Below are 26,931 nucleotides of genomic sequence, written 5' to 3'. Positions count from 1 at the left end.
CCTGGTGTGGATCATGCGGGTCGAGAGGCGGGTGCCCGCCGTGCCCAGGACGGGGCGGTCCGGTGCCGGACATGACGCGGGCCCGCGTCCCGCCGATGAGTGGCGGGAACGCGGGCCCGGTGTCCCGTGCGGAGGATCAGCCCTTGGCCTGCGCCTGGAGCTGCCGGAGGTTGTTCAGCTCGGACTGCTGGGTGGCCTTCATGGTCTGGGCCACGCGTACCACCTCGGCGTTGTCGGTCTCCGCGAGCGCCGCGTCGATCATGTGGATCCCGCCGAGGTGGTGGTTGTACATCAGGGCCAGGAACTGCCGGTCCACCTCGATGCCCTTGGCGTCGCGCAACGAGGCCATCTGCTGCGGGGTGGCCATGCCCGGCATCAGCCCGTCCTTGACCGCGGCCCCGTCGGACATCCACGACATCGGCGGCTGCGACCCGGTCGGGCTCAGCTGCCACTCGCGCAGCCAGGTCTGCATGGCGCCGATCTCGCCCTGCTGACCGGTGGCGATGTCGACGGCGATCTGCCGCACCTCGGGCAGCGTCGCCGACCGGTACGCGATCAGACTCATCTCCACGGCCTGGGCGTGGTGGGTGGTCATGTCCCGCGCGAAACCCGCCTCGACCGAGGAGTCACCGGGCCGGGTGAGGCGAGGGGTGAGCAGGCCGCCGGCGTACCCGAGCAGCAGGCCCACCACCACCATGATGGCGAGCGCCGCGACGCCGTAGCGCCGCGCCGGTGCCGGGCCGCCCTCGTCCGGGGCGGCCACGACGTCGTCGTGCTCGGTGTCGGTGGTAGCGGGGGCTGTCATCGCCGTCCTTACTGGGTCGGGGGCTGCTGCTGGAGGTCACGCGGCGTGGTGCCGGTGGCGGTGATACCCGTGTTGCACAGCGCGGTCGGGCCCTCGACGGAGGCGTTCACCCGCAGGTCCTTGATGAACTCGTCGATCCGCTTGTCGTCGGCGTTGTCGACCTTGAGCTGGTAGCCCCACGCCTGGAGCGAGATCGGCTTGTCCAGACCCTCGTACGGGCTCATCAGCATCTTCTCGACGCCACGCACCTTGCCGGCGAGCTTGTCGACCTGGTCCTTCGGCAGGTCCGGGCGGTAGGTGATCCACACCGCGCCGTGCTCCAGGCTGTGCACCGCGTGCTCGTTGGCGATCGGGGCGTCGTAGACGTCACCCATGCAGTTCTGCCAGGCCGCGTTGTGCACCCCGCCCACCGGCGGCGAGTACTTGTAGGTCAGCGGGCCCGACTTGTGGGACTCGTAGTCGAGGCTCGTCTTGTCGGTCTTGCGGATGTTGACGATGCCGTCGATGGCGTTGGCCTTCTTGTCCCACGGCTTGGAGCCCTGGAACGACGCCCAGGCGCCGTAGCCGATGATGCCGGCCGCGAGGACGCCGACGGCGACGAAGAGCGCGATCGGGCCCCAGGCCCGGCCCTGACTCACCTTGACCGGGCTGACGGGCTTGCGGGGGCCCTTGCCACCCGCCCGGGGGGAGCCCGCCGGCTTGCCGGAACCGGCCTTGGCGCCGGACGCCGGCCGGCCCGCGGCCGGCTTCTTGCCGGTGCTGACCACGGTCGGGCGGCGCTCAGGGCCACCCGGGGTGCTGATGCTCATCGTGCCTCGTCAAGTCGGTCGGTCAGGGGAGGTGGCGGGCCGGATGACGCGCAGGGGAGCCGCCGAGTGCCCGAGTCTACCCCCGATAACATGGTTGGGTGACTCCTGCAGAACTAGCCTCGGTCGTCCTCACCGCCGCCCACGCCGTCTTCACCGACCGTGGTCTGGATCACGCCGCGCTGCCGGAGCGCACGGTGGTGGAGCGACCGCGCAACCCCGAGCACGGCGACTACGCCTCCACGCTCGCTCTGCAGTTGAGCAAGAAGGTGGGCGTCCCGCCGCGCGAGCTGGCCACCGCCCTGGCCGACGAGCTGGGCCGGGCGCCGGGGATCAAGTCGGTGGAGATCGCCGGGCCGGGCTTTCTGAACATCCGGCTGGACGCCGCCGCCGCCGGCCAGCTCGCCCGGGTGATCGTCGAGGCCGGCGCGGAGTACGGCCGCAGCGACCGGCTCGCCGGCGAGAAGATCAACTTGGAGTTCGTCTCGGCGAACCCGACCGGCCCGGTGCACATCGGCGGGGTCCGCTGGGCGGCCGTCGGTGACGCGCTGAGCCGGCTGCTGCGGGCCACCGGCGCCGACGTCGGCACGGAGTACTACTTCAACGACGCCGGTTCGCAGATCGACAGGTTCGCCCGCTCGCTGCTCGCCGCCGCCAAGGGCGAGCCCGCGCCGGAGGACGGCTACGGCGGCGCGTACATCGCCGAGATCGCCGCCGAGGTGCAGGCCCGCCGGCCCGAGGTGCTCGGCCTGGACGACGCCGCCGCCCAGGAGGTGTTCCGGGTCGAGGGCGTCGCGCTGATGTTCGACGAGATCCGCTCGTCGCTGCGCGACTTCGGGGTGGAGTTCGACACCTACTTCAACGAGAAGGACCTGCACGACCGGGGCGAGCTGGACCTCGCGCTGGCCCGGCTGCGCGAGCAGGGCCGGGTCTACGAGTCCGAGGGCGCGACCTGGCTGCGCACCACCGACTTCGGTGACGACAAGGACCGGGTGCTGCGCAAGTCCAACGGCGAGTGGACGTACTTCGCCGCGGACTGCGCCTACTACCTGGACAAGCGGGAGCGCGGCTTCGAGCGGGTCGTGATCATGCTGGGCGCCGACCACCACGGCTACATCGGCCGGATGAAGGCGATGGCGGCGTGCTTCGGCGACGACCCGGAGCGCAACCTGGAGATCCTCATCGGCCAGCTGGTCAACCTGCTGCGCGACGGCGCCCCGATGCGGATGAGCAAGCGGGCCGGCACCGTGATCACCCTGGAGGACCTGGTCGACGCCATCGGCGTGGACGCCTCCCGGTACGCGCTGGCCCGCTACTCCAGCGACTCGCCCATCGACATCGACATCGAGCTGTGGACCCGGGCGAGCCGCGACAACCCGGTCTACTACGTGCAGTACGTCGCCGCCCGGACGGCGGGCGTGGCCCGCAACGCCGCCGAGGTGGGGCTGGTGGTTCCGGGTGACGCCGACGCGTTCCGCCCCGAGCTGCTCGACCACGAGAAGGAGAACGAGCTACTCAAGGCGCTCGCCGAGTTCCCGGCGGTGGTGGCCACCGCGGCGGAGCTGCGCGAGCCGCACCGGGTGGCCCGCTACCTGGAGGAGAGCGTCGCGGCGTCCTTCCACCGGTTCTACGACAACTGCCGGGTGCTGCCGATGGGCGACGAGGAGGTCACCGACCTGCACCGCGCCCGGCTCTGGCTCAACAACGCCACCCGCACCGTGATCGCCAACGGCCTGCACCTGCTCGGCGTCTCCGCACCCGAGAGGATGTGACATGAGGGCTCATGAGGCTGGTGCGCTGCACGCGGACATCAGCAACCAGGGGCCGGCCTGGCTGCGTACCCCGGCCGACGTCAACGCCCTCGTGCCGGCGCTGTGGCCGCGCAGCGTGACGCGCGGCGCGGACGGCGCGGTCGCCGTCGCGGGCCTGAGCGTCCGCGACATCGCGGCCGAGTTCGGCACCCCGGTGTACGTCCTCGACGAGGCCGACCTGCGCTCGCGCTGCCGCGACTTCCGGGCGGCCTTCCCGACCGAGGACGTCTTCTACGCGGGCAAGGCGTTCCTCTGCCGCGCGGTGGTCCGGATGATCGCCGAGGAGGGCCTGTACCTGGACGTCTGCACCGGCGGCGAGCTGGCCACCGCGCTCTCGGCGGGGATGCCGCCGGAGCGGATCGGCTTCCACGGCAACAACAAGTCGGCGGCCGAGCTGTCCCGGGCGCTGGACGCCGGGGTGGGGCGGATCATCGTCGACTCGTTCACCGAGATCGACCGGCTGACCGCGCTGGCCCGCGAGCGCGGGGTCCGGCCCCGGGTGCTGGTCCGGGTCACGGTCGGCGTCGAGGCGCACACCCACGAGTTCATCGCCACCGCCCACGAGGACCAGAAGTTCGGCTTCTCGCTGGCCGGCGGAATGGCCGCCGCGGCCGCGTTCAAGATCCTCGACGAGGGTGTGCTGGAGCTGCGCGGTCTGCACTCGCACATCGGCTCGCAGATCTTCGACGCCAGCGGCTTCGAGGTCTCGGCCCGCCGGGTGCTCGCCCTGCAGGCGCAGATCCGCGACGCGCGCGGGGTGGAGCTGCCCGAGCTGGACCTGGGCGGTGGGTTCGGCATCGCGTACACGACCCAGGACGACCCGGCCACCCCACAGGACCTGGCCAAGCGGCTGCGCAAGATCGTCGACTCGGAGTGCGCGGCGGAGAACCTGGCCGTGCCGCACCTGTCGATCGAGCCGGGACGGGCCATCGTCGGGCCGGCCGTGTTCACCCTCTACGAGGTCGGCACGGTCAAGGACCTCGACGGCATCCGCACGTACGTCAGCGTCGACGGCGGGATGAGCGACAACATCCGCACCGCGCTCTACGACGCGTCCTACTCGGCGACGCTGGCCTCCCGGGCGTCGAGCGCCCAGCCGTTGCTCGCCCGCGTGGTGGGAAAGCACTGTGAGTCCGGGGACATCGTGGTGAAGGATGAATTCCTGCCCGCCGACGTGCAGCCCGGAGATCTTGTCGCAGTGCCCGGCACCGGCGCCTACTGCCGGAGCATGGCCAGCAACTACAACCACGTACCCCGACCGCCGGTCGTGGCGGTGCGTGACGGCCAGGCGCGTCTGATCGTCCGGCGGGAGACCGAAGACGATCTGCTGGCATTGGATGTGGGATGACGTCACCTGTGCGCTTGGCACTGCTCGGCTGCGGCACGGTCGGCCAGGAGGTGGTCCGGCTGCTGCACGAGCAGTCGGCCGACCTGGCCGCCCGCATCGGCGCTCCACTGGAGATCGCCGGTATCGCCGTCCGCCGGCTCGGCCGCGACCGCGGTGACCTGCCGGTCGACGAGGCCCTGTTCACCACCGACGCGCTCGGCCTGATCAAACGGGACGACGTCGACGTGGTGATCGAGGTGGTCGGCGGCATCGAGCCGGCCCGGGGCTGGCTGGTCGAGGCGCTGCGTGCCGGCAAGAGCGTGGTCACCGCCAACAAGGCGCTGCTCGCCGAGGACGGGGTGGCCCTGCACGAGGCGGCGGCCGAGGGCGGTGGAGACCTCTACTACGAGGCGTCGGTGGCCGGCGCGATCCCGCTGCTGCGCCCGCTGCGCGAGTCGCTGCACGGTGATCGGATCAACCGGGTCACCGGCATCGTCAACGGCACCACCAACTTCATCCTCTCCGCGATGGACGCGACCGGCGCCGGGTTCGCGGAGGCTCTGGAGCAGGCCACCGCCCTGGGGTACGCGGAGGCCGACCCGACCGCCGACGTCGAGGGCTTCGACGCGGCGGCGAAGGCGGCCATCCTCGCCTCGCTGGCGTTCCACACCCGGGTCGGCGCCGCCGACGTGCACCGCGAGGGCATCACCGACGTGACCGCCGCGGACATGGCCAGCGCCCAGGCGATGGGCTGCACGATCAAGCTGCTCTGCATCGCGGCGCGGGGCGTCGACGCGGCCGGTCAGGAGACGGTCAGTGTCCGCGTCCACCCGGCGATGATTCCGCGCAGTCACCCGCTGGCCAGCGTCGGCGACGCGTTCAACGCGGTCTTCGTCGAGGCGGACGCGGCCGGGCAACTGATGTTCTACGGCCGGGGCGCGGGTGGCGCGCCGACCGCCAGCGCCGTGCTCGGCGACGTGGTGGCGGTGTCCCGCAACCGGCTCGCCGGGGTGCGCGCGGCCAGCGAGAGCGCGTACGCGGCCCTGGCGGTGCGGCCGATGGGCGAGGCGCTGACCCGCTACCACGTGAGCCTGGACGTGGCCGACCGTCCCGGTGTGCTGGCCGCGGTGGCGGGCGTCTTCGCCCGGCACGACGTGTCGATCGCGACCGTACGACAGGGCTCGGCGGGCGGGGCGCCCGGCCGGGACGGCGACGCCGAGCTGGTCATCGTCACCCACGTGGCGCCGGACGCCGCGCTCGCCGCGACAGTGGCCGAGCTGCGCGGCCTGGACATCGTCCGGTCGGTGACGAGTGTGCTGCGGGTCGAGGGCGGCGCCTGAGTCGTTGAGCCACCGGGGCGGCTCGCCCGTCCCGCCAGGTGGGTAACCCGGGGTGTGCCATCGATGGCTGCGGCAGGGTGGTCCAGGGTGGCCTGATGCTCGGGTCGGTGCAGGGGTAGAGGCGAGGAGAGCGACATGTGGCGGGGTCTGATCGAGGCGTACCGGGATCGGCTGCCGGTCACCGCGGCCACGCCGGTCGTCACGTTGCACGAGGGGGACACTCCGCTGCTGCCGGCGCCCGTGCTCTCGGCCCGGCTCGGCTGCGACGTCTACCTGAAGGTGGAGGGCGCCAACCCGACCGGCTCCTTCAAGGACCGGGGGATGACCCTCGCGGTCTCCAAGGCGGTCGAGGCCGGCAACAAGGCGATCATCTGCGCCTCCACCGGCAACACCAGCGCCTCCGCCGCGGCGTATGCGGCACGGGCCGGGCTGACCTGCGCGGTGCTGGTCCCGCAGGGCAAGATCGCGCTGGGCAAGCTGGCCCAGGCGCTTGTGCACGGGGCGAAGCTGCTCCAGGTCAGCGGCAACTTCGACGACTGCCTCGCGCTCGCCGCCAAGCTGGCCCAGGATCACCCGGTCGCGCTTGTCAACTCGGTCAACATCGACCGGCTGCACGGCCAGAAGACCGCCGCCTTCGAGATCGTCGAGGCGCTCGGCGACGCCCCCGACATCCACTGCCTGCCCGTCGGTAACGCCGGCAACATCTCCGCGTACTGGATGGGATATTCGGAGGAGCACGCCGCCGGCGCCACCACGCGGGCGCCGAAGATGTACGGCTTCCAGGCGTCCGGTGCGGCGCCGATCGTGACCGGCCAGGTGGTGCCGGAGCCGTCGACAATCGCCACCGCCATCCGGATCGGCAACCCGGCGAGCTGGACCAAGGCGCTCGACGCCCGGGACGCCTCCGGTGGCCTGATCGCGGCGGTGACCGACCGGGAGATCCTCTCCGCGTACCGGCTGCTCGCCCGCGAGGTGGGGGTCTTCGTCGAGCTCGGCAGCGCGGCCAGCGTGGCAGGCCTGCTCCAGCAGGCCGCGGCGGGCGTGGTTCCGGCCGGCTCGACGGTGGTCTGCACGGTGACCGGTCACGGGTTGAAGGACCCGGAGTGGGCGATCTCCACCGCGCCCGCCCCGGTGACCATCGGCAACGATCCGCTGGCCGCGGCCCGCGCCCTCGACCTGGCCTGAGAGCGGCACAGCCCACGGCGGTGGGCCGCCCCTGGGGGCGGCGGGGGTCCAGGTGATCGAGTCCGGCACACTTTCACCTATCCCCGCCCGCATTCTCTTTCAGGAGTGAGCCAGGCCGATGTCGCTGCTCGCCAGATTCAGCCTCGCCAACCGAGGGCTGGTCGCCCTCATCGCGGTGGTGATTACGGCGTTCGGAGCGTTCGCCGTGCCGTCGCTGAAGCAGCAACTGCTGCCGTCGCTCGAGTTCCCGGCCGCGTTCATCGTGGCGCCCTACCCCGGTGCCGGTCCCGAGATCGTCGAGTCGCAGGTGACCGAGCCGATCGAGAACGCCCTGCAGGGCCTCCCCGGGCTGGACAAGGTCACCTCCACGTCCCGCGAGGGGTCGGCCACGATCCAGGTGCAGTACGAGTTCGGCACCGACCTGGACGACGTGGTCAACAAGATGCAGACCGCGCTGAGCCGGATCGACGCCCAGCTGCCGGAGAGCGTCGACCCGCAGGTCATCGCGGGGAGCACCGACGACCTGCCGGCGGTGGTGCTGGCCGCGGCCGGCGGCGCCGACGAGCGGGCGCTCGCCGAGAAGCTGCGCGCGACGGTGGTGCCGGAGCTGGAGGGCATCGAGGGAGTCCGCACGGTCGAGGTGACCGGGACCCGCGACGACGTCGTGGTGGTCACCCCGGATCCGGCGAAGCTGGCGGCGGCGAAGGTCCAGCCGACCGCGATCGGCGCGGCGTTGAAGACCAACGGCGTGTCGGTGCCGGCCGGTGCGGTGACCGACGGCGGCCTGGCCCTTCCGGTGCAGGTCGGGACGCCGGTCGCGACTTTGGACGACCTGCGCGGCATCATCATCGCGCCCGGCGCGGCACCGGTTCGTCTCGGTGACGTGGCGACGGTCGAGCAGCAGCTCGCCCCGGCGACCGCGATCACCCGGACCAACGGCAAGGACAGCCTCGGCATCGCCGTCACCGCGGCGCCGGACGGCAACGCGGTGGAGATCTCCCACGAGATCCAGGACCGGCTGGCCGAGCTGAAGGACGCGTCCGGCGCGGAGCTGACGGTGGTCTTCGACCAGGCGCCGTTCGTGGAGAAGTCGATCAAGTCGTTGACCACCGAGGGCCTGCTGGGCCTGCTGATGGCGGTCATCGTCATCCTGGTCTTCCTGCTGTCGGTGCGTTCGACAGTGGTCACCGCGGTCTCCATCCCGCTCTCCGTGCTGGTGGCGCTGCTCGCCCTGTGGATCGGCGACTACTCGCTCAACCTGCTCACCCTCGGCGCGTTGACCATCGCGGTCGGCCGGGTGGTGGACGACTCGATCGTGGTGTTGGAGAACATCAAACGACACCTGGAGTACGGCGAGGAGAAGCGCCAGGCGATCATCACCGGCGTCCGCGAGGTGGCTGGCGCGGTGACCGCGTCCACGCTCACGACGGTGGCGGTGTTCGCGCCGATCGCGCTGGTCGGCGGGTTCGTCGGGCAGCTCTTCGCGCCGTTCGCGATCACGGTGACGGTGGCGCTGCTCGCCTCGCTGCTCGTCTCGCTGACGGTGATCCCGGTGCTGGCGTACTGGTTCCTCAAGCCGCGCGGCGGCACCGTCGACGACGACGCGGTGCGCCGCGACGCCGAGGAGAAGGAGCTGCGCAGCCCGTTGCAGCGGGCGTACCTGCCGGTGATCGGGTTCGCCACCCGCAAGCGGTCGACCCGCTGGATCACCGTCGGGCTCGGCCTGCTGGTGCTCTTCGGCACCTTCGGGTTGGCGCAGAAGCTGGAGACGAACTTCCTGGACGACTCCGGTCAGGACACGCTCAGCTTCCGGCAGGAGCTGCCGGCCGGCAGTGGCCTGGCCGCCACCGACGCGGCGGCGAAGCAGGTCGAGGCGGTCCTCGGGAGGGTCGGCGGGGTCGAGACCTACCAGGTGACCGCCGGTGGCGGCGACAACCCGTGGGCGGGCGGCGGGGGCAACAACGTTGCGAGCTGGTCGTTGGCTCTCGACGGCGACACCGACGCCAAGCAGGTCCGTGAGGAGCTGCGCCGGGAGTTTGACAAGATCGGCACCAGCCTGGGTGAGGTCAGCTTCGGCGGTGGCCAGGACGCGTCGACCAGCCAGCTGGAGGTGGTCGTCCAGGCCAGTGACCCGGAGGTGCTGACCCGCGCCGCCGAGGCGGCCCGGACGGCGATGGCCGGTGTCCCGGACGTCGAGGACGTCACCACGAGCCTCGCCGAGCGGGTGCCGAGGGTCGACGTGACCGTCGACCGGGTCGCCGCCGGCCGGGTCGGCCTCACCGAGGCCGCCGTGGGTCAGCTCGTGTCGCAGGCGTTCCGTGGCGCTCCGCTGGGGCAGGTGGCGCTCGACGGCCGCCAGCAGAACGTGGTGCTGCGGCTGAGCGCCGCCGCCCCGGTGTCGCTGGAGGAGCTGCGGGCCCTTCCGGTCGGGCCGGTGAAGCTGGACGACATCGCGGACGTCACCCAGGCCGAGGGGCCGCAGCAGGTCACGCGGATCGACGGTGAGCGCAGCGTCTCGGTGACCGGCGCCGCGACCGGCTCGAACCTGGGTGCGACCACCAAGGAGCTGCAGAAGCGGCTCGACGGCATCGACGTGCCGGGGGCGAGCTTCACCATCGGTGGGGTCAGCGCCGATCAGGCGGATGCCTTCGGCGACCTGGGCCTGGCGGTGCTGGCCGCCATCGCGATCGTGTTCCTGATCATGGTGGCCACGTTCCGGAGCCTCACCCAGGCGTTGATCCTGCTGATCTCCATCCCGTTCGCGTCGACCGGCGCGATCGGTCTGCTGCTGGCCACCGGGACGCCGCTGGGCGTGCCGGCGCTGATCGGTGTGCTGATGCTCGTCGGCATCGTGGTGACCAACGCGATCGTGCTGCTCGATCTGATCAACCAGTACCGGGCGCAGGGCATGGGGATCCGGGAGGCGGTGGTCGAGGGTGGCCGGCGTCGGCTGCGCCCGATCCTGATGACCGCGGTCGCGACGATCTTCGCGTTGCTGCCGATGGCCCTCGGGTTGACCGGCGAGGGCGGCTTCATCTCGCAGCCCCTGGCGGTCGTGGTGATCGGTGGCCTGCTCAGCTCGACGCTGTTGACGCTGATCCTGGTGCCGACGCTCTACACGATGGTGGAGCGCACCAAGGAGTCGCTGCGGGAGCGTCGTCGTCGGCGGCGATCCGGTGACCCGGCGGTGACCGGGCCGACCGGGTCGGAGGGCGTCGAGCCGGACGGCCCGAACCAGGTGGCCGTGCCGACGGGCGCACCGGTGTCGACGCCGGCCGACGGCACGCAGCCGGCGGCGGCACGCCCCGCCCCATCGGGCGCGCTGGTGGACGGCACGGACCAGTTCGAGGTGCTGCGGCTGCCCCGCAGCCGCACCTCGCCGCTGCCCCCGTCCGAGCCGACCGAGTAGTCGGACGACAACCCGGAACGCCCCCGGCAGGCTCGCCTGCCGGGGGCGTTCTGCTGCGCCGCCGCGGACACTCCGATCGGCCGACGGGTGCTGCACTTTGCGTTACATCTTGCATACTCCAGGTAGGCATGGTGAGGTGTCGGCGAGCGGGGCGGGTGGATGACCGAGAGCGCGCACGGGTGGTCCCGGCGCGATCTGCTGCGCCGGGGGGCTCTGGTGGTGACCGGGGCGGCCGCCGGGGCGGGCGCCACCGACGCCTGGCTCACCCATCGGCGGCTGCCGCTCGCCGGCGGCCCGGCCAGCGCCACGGTCGGCAACGGGCCGCAGAACGTCGGCTCCGGCGCGGTGCCGGTCATCTGGTCGGGGCCGACCACGCAGCGGCTGGTCGCGCTCACCTTCGACGACGGGCCGGCGCCACAGTGGACGCCCATGGTGCTGGACACCCTCGCCCAGCACCGGGTGCCCGCGACGTTCTTCCTGGTCGGCGCCCAGGCCAGGAAACACGCCGACCTCGTACGCGACAGGCTCGGCGAGCACGAGGTGGGCAACCACAGCTGGGCGCACCGGGACCTCGCCCGGCTGGACGCCGCCGCGGCGTACGACGACCTGCACCGCAGCCACGACGCGATCGCCGAGGTGACCGGCAGGCCGCCGAGGCTGGTCCGCCCGCCGTACGGCCACCTGGGTGGTGCGGTGCTGCACGCGGCATCCCGGTTGAACTACCGGCTGGTGCTCTGGTCGTTGCAGATGGTGGAGCGGGAGTTTCCCGACGACCCGGTCGGCCACGCCCGGCGGATCGTGGCCACCGTCCGGCCGGGGACCATCGTGCTCGGGCACGACGTCGGTGACCGGAGACGTCTGGTCGCGCTGCACGGCCTCCCCGACATGATCGCCGGGCTGCGGGCGCGTGGCTACACCTTCGTCACCGTCTCGGCGCTGCTGGGACCCGGTGTAGCCCCCGCACCGACCGGGTAGGGTCCCGCTCCGTGGCGTCCACCCTCGCGGTCCTTACCGGCAATCGGAGCTTTCGCAATCTCTTCCTCGCCGAGCTGGTGGTCTTCGGTGCTGACTGGTTCGTCATGGTGCCGCTGCTGGTGCTGCTGCCGCAGCTGACCGGCAGCGGGGTCTGGGGTGCCCTGGTGCTGGCGGTGGACACCGGCATCGTGGCGCTGCTGCTGCCGTACACCGGCACGATCGCCGACCGCTTCGACCGGCGGAAGATCATGATCACCGCGAACGTGGCCGCGCTGGCCGGCGTGCTGCTGCTCCTCGGCGTGCGCGACCGCGGTACGGCGTGGTTGGCGCTGGTGGCGATCGGTGCCGTCGCGGTCGCCAAGGCGTTCTACTCGCCGGCCGCCCAGGCCGCGCTCCCCAACGTGCTGGAGCCGCACGAGCTGGCCGCCGGTAACGCCGTGGCCGGCTCGGCCTGGGGCACCATGACTGTGGTGGGCGCCTCGCTGGGCGGTGTGCTCAGCTCGGCTGCCGGCCCGTACGCCTGCTTCTGGGTGGCGGCGGTCGGCCTGGCGCTGGCCGCGGGCCTCGCCACCCGGATCCGCCGGCCGTTGCAGGCGGCCCGCGACCCGGAGCTGCCGGCGCAGCGGACCTGGTCGGCGGTCCGCGAGGCGCTCGGCTACATCGGGCACCGGCCGCGGGTGCTGGCGCTGGTCACGGTCAAGTCGGCGGTCGGCCTGGGCAACGGCGTGCTGACCGTGTTTCCGCTGCTCGCAGGCGTCTACGGGGTCGGTTCGCTGGGTGCCGGCCTGCTCTTCGCGGTCCGCGGAGCCGGCGCCCTGGTCGGCCCGATCCTGATGCGGCGGGTGTTGACCAACCGGTCCTGGCTGCTGCCCGGGCTCGCGCTGTCCATGTCGCTCTACGGCCTGGCCTACCTGGGTACGTCGGTGGTGCGCTGGTTCCCGCTGGTGCTGCTGCTGGTCTTCGTGGCGCACTTCGCGGGCGGCAGCAACTGGGTGATGTCGAACTTCGCCCTTCAGGGCGAGGTGCCGGACCGGCTGCGCGGGCGTGTCTTCGCCACCGACATGATGCTCGCGACGCTGGCCATCTCGGTGAGCCAACTGGCGGTGGCCCTGGTGGTGGACGTGGTGGACGAACGGGTGGTGCTGGCCGGCTGCGGACTGGTCACCCTCGTGTACGCGGTCGGCTGGCGGATCGCCACCCGCCGGCTGTCGCTGACAAACCCGGTCGCCGAGCCGGTCGGCGACCCAGCCGGCTGAGACCCGCGGCCGGCCGCGTTGGAGATCGGCCCGGATACGACACCGGTATCCGAGCCAATCTCCGCCTTGCCGGACCGCCGCCTGGACTCCGCCTCGGCTCGACCGAGGACTTTGACACACGCCCTAGCATGAGCGCGTGCCGACGAACTTCACCGCCGGGCCGGTCCGGGTCCGGGTCCCCGCGACCAGTGCCAACCTCGGTCCGGGCTTCGACGCGCTGGGGCTCGCCCTCGGGCTCTACGACGACCTGGCCGCCGAGGTCGCGGCCGCCGGGGTCCGGGTGACGGTCACCGGCCAGGGCGCCGGTGAGCTGCCGGACGACGATCGGCACCTGGTGGTGCGGGCCATGCGTGCCACCTTCGACGTTCTCGGCGCGCAGCCCGCCGGCCTGAGCGTCGAGTGCGTCAATCGGATCCCGCAGGCGCGCGGCCTGGGCTCGTCGTCGGCCGCCATCGTCGCCGGGGTGCTGCTGGCCCGTGCCCTGGTCGCCGACGGCGAGCACCGGCTGGACGAGCCCGGCGTGCTCCGGCTGGCCGCCGACATCGAGGGCCATCCGGACAACGTCGCTCCGTGTCTGCTCGGCGGTTTCACGGTGGCCTGGTCCGAGCCGGGCGGCGCTCGCGCGGTGTCCCTGCCGGTCGCGGCCGGCGTACGACCCACGGTTTTCGTGCCGGCCGAGCGCGGCCTGACCGCTACCGCGCGGGCGGCGCTGCCGGCCACCGTGCCCCACGCCGACGCCGCGTTGACCGCGGGGCGGGCGGCGCTGCTGGTGCACGCGCTCACCACCGACCCGGCGCTGTTGCTGCCGGCCACCGTCGACCGCCTCCACCAGGATTACCGGGCAGCCGGGATGCCGGGCACATCGGCCCTGGTCAGCGAGTTGCGAGCGGCGGGTGTGGCGGCTGTGGTCAGTGGGGCCGGGCCGAGCGTGCTGGCGCTCAGCGCGCCTCCGCCGAGCCTCGACCCGGGAACAGACTGGCAGATCTGGCAGTTACCGATAGACGTCAGCGGCGCCCGGGTCGCCCGGGGTAGACTTGGACACGCCGAGCGGGACCCTGTTGCCGCAGGTCGGAAGAGTTGATTACGCTCTAGACCTAGCACAGCCGCGAAGCACGCGATCTCCTGCGGGGCGGCGCACCCCCGAAGCTCTCGGCGGTCAGCCCGTCACCCCTGCCAAGGCCCACGCCGCACCGCAGTTTCCACAGGTCGCCGCAGACGGCGAGACCTGCTCACCGACGTTTGGTGGGTCGGGAAACCACCGGCTGCTGTGTCACAGACTCCCGCGACGCGTCCTTGCGAGGCGGGTGCACCGAGGCCGCCCGGCCACCTGAGCTCCGACTCCGGGCAGTCCCGGCCTTATCGAGGGAAGGAATCCATTGAGCGACACCACCGACGTGACGTCGGATGTTTCCAACGTCGCTGGCGATGCCACCGCTGCCGCTCCCGCCCGTCGTCGGCGCAGCGGCACCGGTCTGTCGGCGATGCTGCTGCCAGAGCTGCAGAGCCTGGCTGCGTCGCTCGGCATCTCCGGCACGGCTCGCATGCGCAAGGGTGAGCTGATCGCCGCGATCTCCGAGCGGCAGGGCGGCAACGCCGCCGGGACCCCTCGACCGCGAGCCGAGGTCGCGGCTGCGGCCGCTCCGGCCCGTGAGGAGGTGCGGGAGACCGTGGATCGCCCGGCGGCCGAGAGCCGCAGCACCGACCAGACGCCGGCCGAGCCGGCTGCCGCGACCGAGGGCCGTGGCCGTACCCGGCGCAGCCGGACCGCCCCGGCCGAGTCCCGTACCGCCGAGGCCGGCACCTCTGAGCCGCGCGCCGCGGAGGCGCGTTCCTCCGAGGTCCGTTCCTCTGAGGTCCGTTCCGCTGAGGCCCGCACCGACGAGGTGGAGGCCGGCGAGCGGTCCGACCGTGGCGAGAACCGCCGCGACCGTGCCGAGCGCAGCGACCGTGCCGAGCGCGCCGACCGTGGCGAGCGGGCCGAGCGCAACGATCGGGGCGAGCGCAACGATCGGGGCGAGCGCGCCGACCGTGGCGAGCGGGCCGAGCGCAACGACCGGGGTGACCGCAACGATCGCGGTGAGCGCAACGATCGCGGTGAGCGGGCCGAGCGCAACGACCGGGGTGACCGCAACGATCGCGGTGAGCGCAACGATCGCGGTGAGCGGGCCGAGCGCAACGATCGGGGCGAGCGTGGTGAGCGGGCCGACCGCAACGATCGGGGCGAGCGCGCCGAGCGGGGCGACCGCAACGACCGGGGCGAGCGCACCGAGCGCACCGACCGTTCGGAGCGCGCCGACCGCAACGACCGCGGCCAGCGTGTCGAGCGGGACAACGACGACGACGACGGTGAGGGCGGCGGTCGGCGTGGCCGGCGCAGCCGCTTCCGGGACCGTCGGCGTGGCCGTGGCGAGCGGGCGGAGACCGGTGGTGACACCGGTGGCCGTGAGCCGCAGGTCGGCGAGGACGACGTGCTCGTCCCCGTGGCCGGCATCATCGACGTGCTCGACAACTACGCCTTCGTGCGGACGACCGGTTACCTGGCCGGCCCGAACGACGTGTACGTCTCGATGTCCCAGATCAAGAAGTACGGTCTGCGCCGCGGTGACGCGATCACCGGCGCGGTGCGTGCGGCCCGCGAGGTCGGCAACACCGGTGACCAGCGGCGGGACAAGTACAACCCGCTGATGCGGCTGGACACGATCAACGGGATGGAGCCGGACGAGGCGCGGCGGCGGCCGGAGTTCTACAAGCTCACGCCGCTCTACCCGCAGGAGCGCCTGCGGCTGGAGACCGAGCCGCACATCCTGACCACCCGGGTCATCGACCTGGTCATGCCGATCGGCAAGGGCCAGCGGGCGCTCATCCAGTCGCCGCCGAAGGCGGGTAAGACGATGGTGCTCCAGGCGATCGCGAACGCGATCACCCGGAACAACCCGGAGTGCCACCTCATGGTGGTGCTGGTCGACGAGCGGCCCGAAGAGGTCACCGACATGCAGCGGTCGATCAAGGGCGAGGTCATCGCGGCCACGTTCGACCGTCCGCCGCAGGACCACACGACGGTGGCGGAGCTGGCCATCGAGCGGGCCAAGCGCCTGGTCGAGCTGGGTCACGACGTCGTCGTGCTGCTCGACTCGGTGACCCGGCTCGGTCGGTCGTACAACCTGGCGGCGCCGGCCAGCGGCCGGATCATGTCGGGTGGTATCGACTCCACCGCGCTCTACCCGCCGAAGCGCTTCCTCGGCGCGGCCCGCAACATCGAGAACGGCGGGTCGCTGACCATCATCGCCACGGCGCTGGTGGAGACCGGGTCCATGGCGGACACGGTCATCTTCGAGGAGTTCAAGGGCACCGGCAACGCCGAGTTGAAGCTGGACCGGAAGATCGCCGACAAGCGCACCTTCCCGGCCATCGACATCAACCCGTCCGGCACCCGGAAGGAAGAGGTCCTGCTCGCGCCCGAGGAGCTGGCCATCATCCACAAGCTCCGCAAGGTGCTGCACTCGCTGGACTCGCAGGCGGCGATGGATCTCCTGCTGGACCGGCTCAAGCAGTCCCGCACCAACATCGAGTTCCTGATGCAGATCGCGAAGTCGACGCCGGGGGAGTAACCGTTCCCGGTTGACCGACGACGAAGGGGCACGGCCATCGCGGCCGTGCCCCTTCGTCGTGTCCGCCCATCGTCCTTTGCTCTGCTTCAACCGGCGCAACACTTCGGGGCGCTTTGTGTTGCGTCCGTTGAAGCAGAGCAAAGGGGAACGAGAGGGAGCGGCCGGCCCTGCTCGCACGCCACCAGAGGGGGTTCGGCGGGGAGCCAGGAGCCGGGGTTGGCGGAATTTTCCTTCGGTTCAGTCGACAGGTCTTGAAACTTCTATTCACTGCCGGGTTGACTGTCGTCCATGCGTACCCGCAGACGATCCGCCCGTCGCACCGGTGTCCTGCTGCTGACGCCGCTGCTCGCCCTGGCCGTGTCGCCGCCGGCCACCGCCGCGCCGCCCGCACCGTCGGTGGCCACCCGGCCCGTGGCGTCGCCGCCCGCGCTCCCGGCCACCGCCGCCGAGGACGCACCGGCCGCGTCGTCCCACCCGGCCGACTCGGTCAGCCTCGCCGCCGACCCGACCGCCGCGACCGCCCCGACCGCCGCCGCTGGCGGACTGGAGCCGGCCGGCGGCCTGGAGACCACGAAGGCCACCCGTCCGGTCGCGCCGGGCGTGCAGCTCACCTCCTTCGACAGGTACGACGCCGATGGTTGGCTGCGCGCCGACGCGCTCACCACCGACCTGGCCGGCGGGTCCACGGTCGACTACGTCAACTCCGGCGCGGTCAGCCGGGCCGAGCCGCTGCGCAAGGCGGTGGACGACTCGCGGGCGGTCGCCGCGGTCAACGGCGACTTCTTCGACATCAACAACTCCGGGGCCGCGCAGGGCGTCGGCATCCGCGACGGCGAGCTGATCCAGTCGGCGGTCGGCGGTCACCGCAACGCCGTGGCGGTCACCGCCACCGGAATCGGTCGCGTGGTCGAGGTGAACTTCGACGGCAGCGCCACCCTGCCCACCGGGCCGGTGGCGCTGACCCAGTTCAACAACATGGTGCAGGCCGACGGCATCGGCGCGTTCACCGAGCTGTGGGGGACGTACTCCCGGCAGCGTGCCGTGGAGGGCGCGGCCCGGGTGGTCGAGGTGACAGTGACCGGCGGCCGGGTGGCCGCGGTGGCCGGCGTGGCCGGCAGCGGCCCGGTCGTCGCCGGCAGCACGGTGCTGCTCGGCCGCGACGCCGGCGCGGACGCGCTGGGCGGGGTGCACGTCGGTGACCCGGTCCCGGTGACCTGGCGGCCGAAGTCGTCCGACGGGAGCGCCCTGCACGCGGCGGTCGGAGGTGGCAACGTCCTGGTCCGCGACGGCGTCGTGCAGAGCATCGCCGATGCGACCCTCGCCCCGCGTACGGCGGTCGGGTTCAGCGCCGACGGCCAGAAAATGATCATGCTGACCGTGGACGGCCGGCAGGTCGACAGCCGCGGCGTGACGCAGACCGAGATGGGCCGGATGATGGCCGAGCTGGGCGCCCGGGACGCGCTCAACCTCGACGGTGGCGGATCGTCGACGCTGCTGGCCCGGGAGCCGGGCGCGTCGGCCGTGCAGGTGGAGAACGGCCCCTCCGACGGCAGCGAACGGGCGGTGCCCAACGGCCTGGCCATCTACGCGCCGAAGGGCAGCGGCCGGCTCACCGGCTACTGGGTCGAGACGTCCAGCGATCCCACCGCCGCCCCGGGCGTCTCGCCGGTGCGCGGTGGCCGGCCCGACCGGGTCTTCCCCGGGCTGACCCGCACCCTCACTGCGGCCGGCTACGACGAGACGTACGGCCCGGCCGCAGGTGCGCCCACCTGGCGGGCCACCCCGGCGGCCCGGGGCCGCATCGACCGTGACGGGGTCTTCCACGCCGGCACGCCGGGAGCCAGCACGGTCACCGCCGCACGGGGTCGGGCGACGGGCTCGCTGGGCCTCACCGTCCTGGGCCCGCTGACCCGGCTCGGCACCACGGTGCCACGGATCGGGCTGACCGGCCAGGACGGCAACGCCCTGGTCGGGGTGGTCGGCTACGACGCCGAGGGCAACACCGCGCCGATCGAGCCGGCGGACCTCACCCTCGACTACGACCACGACCTGCTGCGGATCGCCCCGAGCCGGGACGGCAACCTCACCGTCACCGCGCTGCGCGACACCGGCTCCGCCCTGGTGACCGTCCGCGTCGGACGGACGAGCACCGTCCTGCCGGTCACGGTCGGGCTGACCGACGTGCCGGTCGCCGGCTTCGACGACGCGGCGTCCTGGCGGTTCAGCCAGGCCCGCGCCAGCGGCTCGGTCGCGCCGGCGCCAGGTCACACCGGCACCGGCCTGAAGATGTCGTACGACTTCAGCCAGTCCACCGGCACCCGGGCCGCGTACGCCGACCCGCCGGCCTGGATCGAGGTGCCCGGCCAGCCGCAGGCCTTCGGCATGTGGATCCACGGCAACGGCACCGGCGAGTGGCCGAGCCTGCACCTGCACGACGCGCAGGACACCCAGCACGTGCTGCGCGGCCCGCTGATCACCTGGACCGGCTGGCGGTACGTGGAGTTCGCGGTGCCGGCCGGGGTGCAGTACCCGGTACGGGTGCGCCGCTTCTACGTGGCCGAGACCAACGCCGCCGCGCAGTACACCAGCGAAGTGATCATCGATGACCTGGTGGCGAAGGTGCCGCCGACGGTCGACGTGCCGGCGGCGGCCCCGCGCACCGACCGGGTGGTGGTCCGCGACGGCACGGTGGACGGCGCGCCCTGGCGGTTCGCGGTGCTCTCCGACGCCCAGTTCGTCGCCGCCGACCCGGACAGCGACCTGGTCGCCCAGGCCCGGCGGACGCTGCGCGAGGTGAAGGCCGCCCGGCCGGACTTCCTGCTGATCAACGGTGACTTCGTGGACACCGCCTATCCGGCCGACTTCGCGCTGGCCCGGCGCATCCTCGACGAGGAGCTGAGCGACGCGCTGCCCTGGTACTACGTCCCCGGCAACCACGAGATCATGGGCGCCCCGATCAGCAACTTCGAGGCCGCGTTCGGCGCCACCTCGCGGGTGTTCGACCACGCCGGCACCCGGTTCGTCACGCTGAACTCGTCCAGCGGGACGCTGCGTGGTGGCGGCTTCGACCAGGTGCGGATGCTGCGCGAGACGCTGGACGCGGCGGCCGCCGACCCGCGCGTCGGCTCGGTCGTCGTCCTGCACCACCACCCGGCGCGTGACCCGAGCCCGGCGCAGGCCAGCCAGCTCGGCGACCGCAAGGAGGCGGCGCTGCTGGAACAGTGGCTGGCCGACTTCCAGCACCGCACCGGCAAGGGCGCGCTGTTCGTGGGCGGGCACGTCGGCACCTTCCACGCCGACCGGGTCGACGGGGTGCCCTACGTGATCAACGGCAACTCGGGCAAGACGCCGTCGACCCCCGCCGACCAGGGCGGCTTCACCGGCTGGACGGAGTTCGGTGTGGACCCGGTCACCCCGGCCGAGGCCGACCGGGCCCGTCGCGACCCGTTCGCCGAGGGGCCCCGCTGGGTGGACGCGGAGTTCCACGCGCACACCGACCGGCTGACGCTCGCCGCACCGGCCAGCGTCGCGGTCGGCGCCCCGGCGGCGGTCACCGCCACGCTCACCCAGCCCGGCGGCCGTACGGTCCCGGTGGCCGCTCCCGTCAGCGCCGACTGGACCGCCTCGCCGAACCTGCACATCGGCTCGGCGGCCGGTGTGCGCCCGTGGCACACCGCCCGCTTCGACCCCGCCACCGGCACCCTGACCGCGTTGCGCCCCGGCGCACCCGTACGCCTGAGCGTCACCGTCAACACCATCCGCGCCGAAGCCACCATCTCGCTCATCCGGTGAGCGCCTAGCAGGGCCCTTCCCCGCCGAAGGGCCCTGCTCGCGCTCAGAAGTCGCCGTCGGCCACCTGGAAGACGGTCAGGCCGAGGGCTCGCCACATCTGCACCACCTGGACGCGGTCGTCGAAGACGCCGGCCACCCGGTAACGGTCCCGGATCTCCCGGTCGTAGATCTCCCGCTTCACGATCGAGTCCTTCCGGGAGTCGCCGACGGCCCGCAGGTGCAGGCCGAGGTAGGGGACCCGGACGTGCCGGGCCAGCCACGCCTCGGTGGCCGCGCGGGCGGAGGCGTCCCGCCCCGAGCAGAAGACCACCCCGTACCCGGCGGCGTGCATCGCCCGGACCGCCGCGATCACCGCCGTGTTCGGCTCGTCCTCGCCCACCCGGGTCATGTCGTACGGGCTGCGGGACACGGCCAGCGCGACGGTGCCGTCGATGTCCACCAGGACGATCTCGGGTGGCTCGGTCGACGGCGGGTGCACGACGGCGGGGCGCCCGGTGCGGGCCTGCGGCACCGGCAACGGCAGGGTCCGCCCCTCGAGGTACCGCTCGTGCAGCCGACGGATGGCCTCGGCCCCGACCTGTTCGGCAGCCGGGCGGGCGGCGTCCCGGCGCAGGCATTCGGCAAGCGGCACGTCGGTGAAGTCGTGCACCTCGAAATCCGCGCCGTGGCGGGCGGCCAGCTCGGCCCAGTCGCGCAGCGTCCGCGAGCGCAGGTTGGTGTCGTCCACGCAGACGTCCGCCCGGGCCCGCAGCAGCGCCTCGACCTGGGCCCGCTGTACGACGGTCACCTGGGCCTCGGCCCACTGGGTGAAGAGCCGCTCGCCGTGCAGCATCCGGCGCAGGTCGTCCCGGTTGACCCGGACGACGGACGGCTGAAGCGTGCGGGCGAACGTCGTCTTGCCCGAGGCGGGCAGTCCCCGGGTGGCGATCAGGCGGGTCATCGGCGGCGCACCTTCGGCTCGGCGTGCGTACCCCCGGCGGGGTACCCCGGCGGTGGTCCGCCGGGTGGGCGAATGCCCTGTCGGGCGGTGGGAATGCGGACGGGGAGGCACGTGTTGACGATGCCGGACGAGGTGTGCGGCCCGCTTACCGGGTCGGCTCCGGCCCATGGCACACTGGTCAATCGGCCACCGGTTCCGGTTCACGCCCGAGCCCGTCGCGTACGGCGCGACGAGCGATGACGGCGACCCGGCGACCACCAACGAGAGGACCGAGGCGAGATGAAGGCAAACATCCACCCGGAGTACGTGACCACCGAGGTCAGCTGCTCCTGTGGCAACACGTTCACGACCCGCAGCACCGCCAAGGGCGGGGCGATCCACGTCGAGACCTGCAGCGCCTGCCACCCGTTCTACACCGGTAAGCAGCGCGTTCTCGACACCGCCGGCCGGGTCGCGAAGTTCCAGCAGAAGTACGCCAAGGTTCAGGCCAAGAAGGCCAAGTAACTCCCCGTTCGGCGCCCGCGTCCGGTTTTCCACCGGACGCGGGCGCCGTCCGCGTTTCGCCTGTTTCCACGCGCGGTCGGCTCTCGGGGCCGGCCCGGTGTCGCACCGTCGAAGGAGCATCCGCAGCATGAGCAGCGAGCGTCTGGCCGGCCTCCTCGACGAGTACGCGGAGCTGGAGAAGCGGCTGGCCGACCCGGCCATCCACGCCGACCAGGCCACCGCGCGCCGGGTGGGCCGCCGGTACGCCGAGCTGGTGCCGCTGCACAAGGCCGCCGGTGAGCTGGAGCAGGCGCGCGCCGACCTGGCCGCGGCCCGCGAGCTGGCCGCCGAGGATCCCTCGTTCGCGGCCGAGACCGAGGCGATCGCGGCGTCCCTGCCGGTGCTGGAGGAGCGCCTCGCCGAGCTGCTCATCCCGCGTGACCCGCACGACGCCAAGGACGTGATCGTCGAGATCAAGGCCGGTGAGGGCGGCGAGGAGTCGGCGCTGTTCGCCGGCGACCTGCTGCGGATGTACACCCGGTACGCCGAGCGGCACGGCTGGATCACCGAGGTGATCGACGCGCAGGACTCGGATCTCGGCGGCGTCAAGGACGTGTCGCTGTCGATCAAGACCAAGGGCGTGCCCGAGGGTGGGAACGGCGTCTGGTCGCGGCTCAAGTGGGAGGGCGGCGTGCACCGGGTGCAGCGCGTCCCGGTCACCGAGTCGCAGGGCCGGATCCACACCAGCGCGGCCGGGGTGCTGGTGCTCCCCGAGGCCGAGGACGTCGACGTCACCATCGACGCCAACGAGCTGCGCATCGACGTGTTCCGGTCGTCCGGGCCGGGCGGCCAGTCGGTGAACACCACCGACTCGGCGGTACGGATCACCCACCTGCCGACTGGCATCGTCGTCTCCTGCCAGAACGAGAAGTCCCAGTTGCAGAACCGGGAGCAGGCGATGCGGATCCTGCGGGCCCGGCTGCTCGCCGCCGCCCAGGAGCAGGCCGACGCCGCCGCCTCGGACGCCCGCAAGGCGCAGGTACGCACCGTGGACCGCTCGGAGCGGATCCGCACGTACAACTTCCCGCAGAACCGGATCACCGACCACCGGATCGGCTACACCGCCTACAACCTGGATCTGGCGCTCGCCGGCGACCTGGACGGGGTGCTGGACGCCCTGGCCGAGGCCGACCGCGCCGCCCGGCTGGCCGGCGACACCGAACTGACGCGCCGCTGACCGTACCGCCGGCCTGCGCGGCCGCGACCCCGGTCGATCATGGAGTTGTGGTGGGGAGATTGTCGCGTCGTGGGCCTTTTGTGGGGGACCACAAGTCCTTGATCGACCCCGTAAGGGGGGTCAGCTCGCGCGGGGGCGTGACTTCGCGCGCAGCATCTCCCGGTCGGCCTGCTCGAATGCGACGCTGAGCGCGTCGCGCAGCCCGCCGCCGCCGGAGACCTCCGCGAAGCCGATGCTCACCCCGACCGGGGTGCCCGGCACCAGGGACTCCCAGTCCTCGTTGCGCACCGCCGCCTCGATCCGGCGGGCCACCTCGGCGGCCTCGGTCATGCCGGTCTCCGGGAGCACCACCACGAACTCGTCCCCGCCGTAGCGGGCCACGAAGTCACCCCGGCGCATCACCCGGTTGATCACCCCGGCGATGCGTTGCAGCACCAGGTCGCCGGAGTGGTGCCCGTGGCGGGTGTTGACCGCCTTGAAGCCGTCCAGGTCGCAGACGCCGATGACCACCCGCTCGCCCCGGGTGACCACAGCGGTGATGTACCGCTCCAGCCTGCGCCGGTTGGGTAGCCCGGTGAGCGGGTCGGTCAGCGCCTCGCCCTCGTACCGGGCCGCCTCCCGACGCATCTCCTCGTGGTCGATCCGGGCGGCGATGCCGTCGATGTAGACGTCGCGCAGCCGGTCGTTGCGTTGCGCGGCGAGCCGGAACGCCAGCCGGTCCGCCCGGTGCGCCGCCGGGTGGTCGCCAGCGCGGGCCAGCGCGATGCTGCGCAGCCGGGCCGGCTCGGCCGCGCCGAGCGTCTCGGTGGACACCCGGATGGTGTCCAGCCGGGCGACCGCCTCGATGGGCCGACCATCCGCGACGGCCAGGCAGACCATGCCGAGCTGTCGCATGTCCCGCGCCCGGGCGCTGTCCCCGCCGTGGCTGAGCAGGTGGGACGGCTGGGTCTCGCCGGTCGGCTCCAGCGGGTCGCCGAGCGCGGCCTGACGTGCCGCCGAGTATCCGTACGCGGCGAGGCTGCTCGGGCGCAGCCGGCCGGCCCGCCCACTGCGGACGAACCGGGCCAGATCGGCCGCGACGTCCCGCAGCACCCGCAGGCAGCCGTCGCTGTCCCCGTTGTGGTCCAGTGCCACCGCGTTGCGCAGCCGGATGCCCGGTGCGGCGAACGTCTCCTCCGGGATGCCGGCGGTCAACCCGAGCTGCCGCGCGCGTTCGATCGCGCCCAGGGCGTAGCCGTGGAAGCTGAGGTAGCTGTAGGCCATCGCGAGGTCGTGCCAGCCCCACGCGGTGTCCCGGTCCGGGTCCTCCACGGCGCCGAGCGCCCGGGCGGCCTTGACGAGGTGGGTGACGCAGCGGTCCAGCGCGCCCTGATGGTGCGCGGCGAGCGCGGCCAGCGCGTTGAGGTGCCCGTGCAGGTAGGGCTCGGCGAGATCGCGAACGGCCGCCGACGCCTCCTCGATCGCCCGGGTGAACTCCGCCGTCCGACCGAGATTGATCAGCGCGGAGAGGCGCTGCACCAGGGCGTCCGCACGGGCGGCCGGGTCGGTGGTGGTGCCGATCACCCGCTCCAGCAACGCGTACGACTCCGCCGAGCGACTTGCTTCTTGCAAAGCCCGCGCCTGCGTGAGGGTGTCAACCTGGTCATCGACCCGGTCGAGCCAGCCCACCCACAACCTCCTGCCGTGTGCGTCTTGCCGCACCCGTTCGTCGCGTCGTCCGTGACGCCTCATGATTGTCGCGTGACCACTCTGCCGCAACACCCCCCCGAAGGGACAGGACGTACCCGTCCGTCCGCCGCGGTCGCCCGCGCGGCGCGGGCGCTCGCCGCCGCCGGGGTGGGCCCGGCGCGCGTGGAGGCCGAGCTGCTGGCGGCGTACGTGCTGGGGGTGCCCCGGGGTCGGCTGGCGCTCGCCGACGACCTGGACGACGCCCAGCTGGCCCGGCTCGACGAGCTGGTCGGCCGCCGCGCCGGTCGGGAGCCGTTGCAGCACCTGACCGGTCGGGCCGGATTCCGGCATCTGGAGCTGGCGGTCGGTCCGGGCGTCTTCGTGCCCCGCCCGGAGACGGAGCTGCTGGCGGGCTGGGGTGTCGAGCAGGGCCGGAGCAGACCCGAGCCGCTGATCGTGGATCTGTGCAGCGGCACCGGCGCGATCGCCCTGGCGGTGGCGCAGGAGCTGCCCGGGGCGCGGGTGATCGCGGTCGAGCGGTCCGCGGCGGCGTTGGCGTGGCTGCGCCGCAACGCGGCCGAGCGGGCCGCCGCGGGCGACCGGCCGATCGAGGTGGTCGAGGCCGACGTGACGGCGCCGGACCTGCTGGCGCACCTGGTGGGGCGGGTGGACGTGCTGCTCTGCAACCCGCCGTACGTGCCGGTGGAGGTGGTGGTGCCGCCGGAGGTGGCCGCGCACGATCCGGCGGAGGCGGTCTTCGGCGGCATGGACGGTCTGGCGGTGATCCGACCGGTGATCATCCGGGCGGCGGCGCTGCTGCGCCCCGGCGGCGTCATCGGGGTCGAGCACGACGACACGCACGACGTGGCGGTCCCGGCGTTGTTCGCCTCCGACGGCCGGTTCGCGGACGTCACGGAGCATCTGGACCTCACCGGCCGCCCTCGCTACGCCACCGCGTCCCGACGGGCGGACGGCCAGCACACCGCGCCCGGGCCGGCGTGGCAGACTGACTCCTCGTGATGCTCTACGACTGTCGATCGCCCGCCGATCGGGACCGCGGCATCGCTGCGGCCATCGAGGCGGTCAAGAACGGCGAGCTGGTCGTCCTCCCGACGGACACCGTCTACGGGATCGGCGCGGACGCGTTCACGCCCTACGCGGTCAAGGCGCTGCTGGACGCGAAGGGCCGGGGCCGGCAGATGCCGCCGCCGGTGTTGATCGGTTCGCGCCACACCCTGGACGGGTTGGTCTTCTCGCTGCCCACGGCAGCACGGGACCTGGTGGAGGCGTTCTGGCCGGGTGCGCTGACCATCGTGGTCGAGCACTCGCCGAGCCTCCAGTGGGACCTGGGCGACAAGACGGGCACGGTGGCGGTGCGGATGCCGCTGCACCCGGTGGCCCTGGAGGTGCTGCGGGAGACCGGCCCGATGGCGGTCTCCTCGGCCAACAAGACCGGCCAGCCGGCGGCGGTGACCGCCGAGGAGGCACGTGACCAGCTCAGCTACTCGGTGCGCGCGTACCTGGAGGCCGGGCCCTGCCCGGATCCGGTGCCGAGCACGATCGTGGACCTGACCGGCGAGGTGCCGCAGTTGCTGCGGGCCGGCGCGATCCCGCTGGAGAAGCTGCGCGACGTCGTCCCGGATCTTCTCGACGTCCAGGGGGCCTGAGTGCCCCCGTTCACCGTCCTGCACGTCTGCATGGGCAACATCTGTCGTTCGCCGATGGCCGAGCGACTGCTCGCCCTCGCGGTGCGGGAGCGGTTGGCCCGGCGTGCGCAGGACCCGGCCGCCGCCGAGGAGCTGGTGCACAGCCACAGCGCCGGCACCGGCGGCTGGCACGCGGGCGAGGAGATGAACCCGCCGGCGGCGCGACAGGTCATCGACCGTGGCGGCGCCGTCGAGGGGTTCGCGGCGCGCAAGCTGCGCTCGGACCACATCGACGCCGCCGACCTGGTCCTGACGGCCACGGCCGACCAGCAGGAGTACGTGGTCGCGCTCCGTCCGGACGCGGCGGCCCGCACCTTCGTGCTGGGTGAGTTCGGCCGGCTGCTCGCCGCGGTGGACGCCGCCGCGTTGCCGGCGGCCGAAGCCACCCCGGAGGCGGTGTACGCCCGGGGCGTGGCCCTGGTGGCGGCGGCGCACGACAACCGGCTGGGCGCCTCCGCGCTGCCCACCGACGATCTCGACGATCCCTGGGGTCGCGGCGACCAGTGCTTCACCCGGGTCGCGGACGAGATCGAGGAGACGGTCCACCCGCTGGCCGCCGCGCTGCTGCCCTGAGCGACCTGCG

The 26,931-nt window shown here is 72.8% G+C and carries 19 protein-coding genes; 15 read left to right on the top strand and 4 right to left on the bottom strand.

Translation table 11 applies throughout. The features are described from left to right. Nucleotides 1-136 precede the first annotated feature (136 nt). Nucleotides 137-805: a DUF305 domain-containing protein gene (locus ABZU53_RS03250; protein ID WP_355063575.1), complete on the bottom strand. Its 669-nt coding sequence runs from the start codon at nt 803-805 to the stop codon at nt 137-139. Nucleotides 806-813: 8 nt separating this feature from the next. Then, a complete protein-coding gene (locus tag ABZU53_RS03245) occupies nt 814-1,614 on the bottom strand; it encodes a DUF3105 domain-containing protein (protein ID WP_354859289.1) in 801 nt (266 codons plus the stop codon). 98 nt (nt 1,615-1,712) lie between these two features. On the opposite strand from ABZU53_RS03245, the gene argS reads away from it, so the two are divergent. The 10 genes from argS (at nt 1,713) to ABZU53_RS03195 (ending at nt 20,314) form a co-directional block, all read left to right on the top strand. Continuing rightward, a complete protein-coding gene (gene argS / locus ABZU53_RS03240) occupies nt 1,713-3,383 on the top strand; it encodes an arginine--tRNA ligase (RefSeq protein WP_355063573.1) in 1,671 nt (556 codons plus the stop codon). A gap of 1 nt (nt 3,384) precedes the next feature. Continuing rightward, complete coding sequence (lysA, locus tag ABZU53_RS03235; protein WP_355063571.1) at nt 3,385-4,770, top strand: diaminopimelate decarboxylase; 1,386 nt, start codon at nt 3,385-3,387, stop codon at nt 4,768-4,770. An 8-nt stretch (nt 4,771-4,778) separates the two neighbouring features. Then, a complete protein-coding gene (locus tag ABZU53_RS03230; RefSeq protein WP_355063788.1) occupies nt 4,779-6,089 on the top strand; it encodes a homoserine dehydrogenase in 1,311 nt (436 codons plus the stop codon). A gap of 135 nt (nt 6,090-6,224) precedes the next feature. Then, entirely contained in the window at nt 6,225-7,274 is a 1,050-nt protein-coding gene (gene thrC / locus ABZU53_RS03225) for a threonine synthase (protein WP_355063569.1), read from the top strand. 118 nt (nt 7,275-7,392) lie between these two features. Next, the gene (locus ABZU53_RS03220) at nt 7,393-10,683 is read left to right on the top strand and encodes an efflux RND transporter permease subunit (RefSeq protein ID WP_355063568.1); all 3,291 of its coding nucleotides are present in this window, start codon (nt 7,393-7,395) and stop codon (nt 10,681-10,683) included. A gap of 159 nt (nt 10,684-10,842) precedes the next feature. Further along, nucleotides 10,843-11,658 carry a polysaccharide deacetylase family protein gene (locus tag ABZU53_RS03215; protein WP_355063566.1) on the top strand — a complete coding sequence of 272 codons (816 nt, stop codon included), beginning with the start codon at nt 10,843-10,845 and terminating at the stop codon, nt 11,656-11,658. 11 nt (nt 11,659-11,669) lie between these two features. Continuing rightward, on the top strand, nt 11,670-12,914 hold the full coding sequence (locus ABZU53_RS03210; RefSeq protein WP_354859303.1) for an MFS transporter: 1,245 nt from the start codon (nt 11,670-11,672) through the stop codon (nt 12,912-12,914). A gap of 136 nt (nt 12,915-13,050) precedes the next feature. Beyond that, nucleotides 13,051-13,995 (top strand): homoserine kinase, encoded by a 945-nt coding sequence (gene thrB, locus ABZU53_RS03205; RefSeq protein WP_354859306.1) that lies wholly within the window; start codon nt 13,051-13,053, stop codon nt 13,993-13,995. A gap of 295 nt (nt 13,996-14,290) precedes the next feature. Then, the gene (gene rho, locus ABZU53_RS03200; RefSeq protein ID WP_355063565.1) at nt 14,291-16,522 is read left to right on the top strand and encodes a transcription termination factor Rho; all 2,232 of its coding nucleotides are present in this window, start codon (nt 14,291-14,293) and stop codon (nt 16,520-16,522) included. A 288-nt stretch (nt 16,523-16,810) separates the two neighbouring features. Beyond that, complete coding sequence (locus tag ABZU53_RS03195; RefSeq protein ID WP_355063563.1) at nt 16,811-20,314, top strand: phosphodiester glycosidase family protein; 3,504 nt, start codon at nt 16,811-16,813, stop codon at nt 20,312-20,314. 43 nt (nt 20,315-20,357) lie between these two features. On the opposite strand, the gene ABZU53_RS03190 is transcribed toward ABZU53_RS03195, so the two are convergent. Further along, on the bottom strand, nt 20,358-21,254 hold the full coding sequence (locus ABZU53_RS03190; protein WP_355063562.1) for an AAA family ATPase: 897 nt from the start codon (nt 21,252-21,254) through the stop codon (nt 20,358-20,360). A 279-nt stretch (nt 21,255-21,533) separates the two neighbouring features. Between ABZU53_RS03190 and rpmE the strand changes: the two genes are divergently transcribed. Next, nucleotides 21,534-21,758, top strand: a complete 225-nt coding sequence (gene rpmE / locus ABZU53_RS03185; protein WP_007464546.1) for a 50S ribosomal protein L31 — start codon at nt 21,534-21,536, stop codon at nt 21,756-21,758. A gap of 127 nt (nt 21,759-21,885) precedes the next feature. Further along, nucleotides 21,886-22,974 carry a peptide chain release factor 1 gene (gene prfA / locus ABZU53_RS03180; protein WP_354861485.1) on the top strand — a complete coding sequence of 363 codons (1,089 nt, stop codon included), beginning with the start codon at nt 21,886-21,888 and terminating at the stop codon, nt 22,972-22,974. A 120-nt stretch (nt 22,975-23,094) separates the two neighbouring features. Here the strand turns inward: prfA and ABZU53_RS03175 are convergent, their stop codons facing one another. After that, entirely contained in the window at nt 23,095-24,642 is a 1,548-nt protein-coding gene (locus ABZU53_RS03175; protein ID WP_355063560.1) for a GGDEF domain-containing protein, read from the bottom strand. Between the two features lie 72 nt (nt 24,643-24,714). Here ABZU53_RS03175 and prmC point away from each other — a divergent pair, with 72 nt between their 5' ends. Genes prmC through ABZU53_RS03160 form a run of 3 tightly spaced genes read left to right on the top strand, consistent with a single transcriptional unit; the run spans nt 24,715 to nt 26,921 of the window. Further along, a complete protein-coding gene (gene prmC, locus ABZU53_RS03170) occupies nt 24,715-25,662 on the top strand; it encodes a peptide chain release factor N(5)-glutamine methyltransferase (protein ID WP_355063559.1) in 948 nt (315 codons plus the stop codon). After that, nucleotides 25,662-26,309, top strand: coding sequence for an L-threonylcarbamoyladenylate synthase (locus ABZU53_RS03165; RefSeq protein WP_234588740.1), 648 nt, complete (start codon nt 25,662-25,664; stop codon nt 26,307-26,309). The genes prmC and ABZU53_RS03165 overlap by 1 nt, the downstream gene beginning before the upstream one ends. After that, the gene (locus tag ABZU53_RS03160; RefSeq protein ID WP_354861489.1) at nt 26,310-26,921 is read left to right on the top strand and encodes a phosphotyrosine protein phosphatase; all 612 of its coding nucleotides are present in this window, start codon (nt 26,310-26,312) and stop codon (nt 26,919-26,921) included. The last annotated feature ends 10 nt before the right edge of the window (nt 26,922-26,931 follow it).

This window comes from Micromonospora sp. NPDC005194 (assembly GCF_040608335.1).
GTDB lineage: Bacteria > Actinomycetota > Actinomycetes > Mycobacteriales > Micromonosporaceae > Micromonospora.
This window is presented reverse-complemented; position numbering and strand designations above follow the sequence as displayed.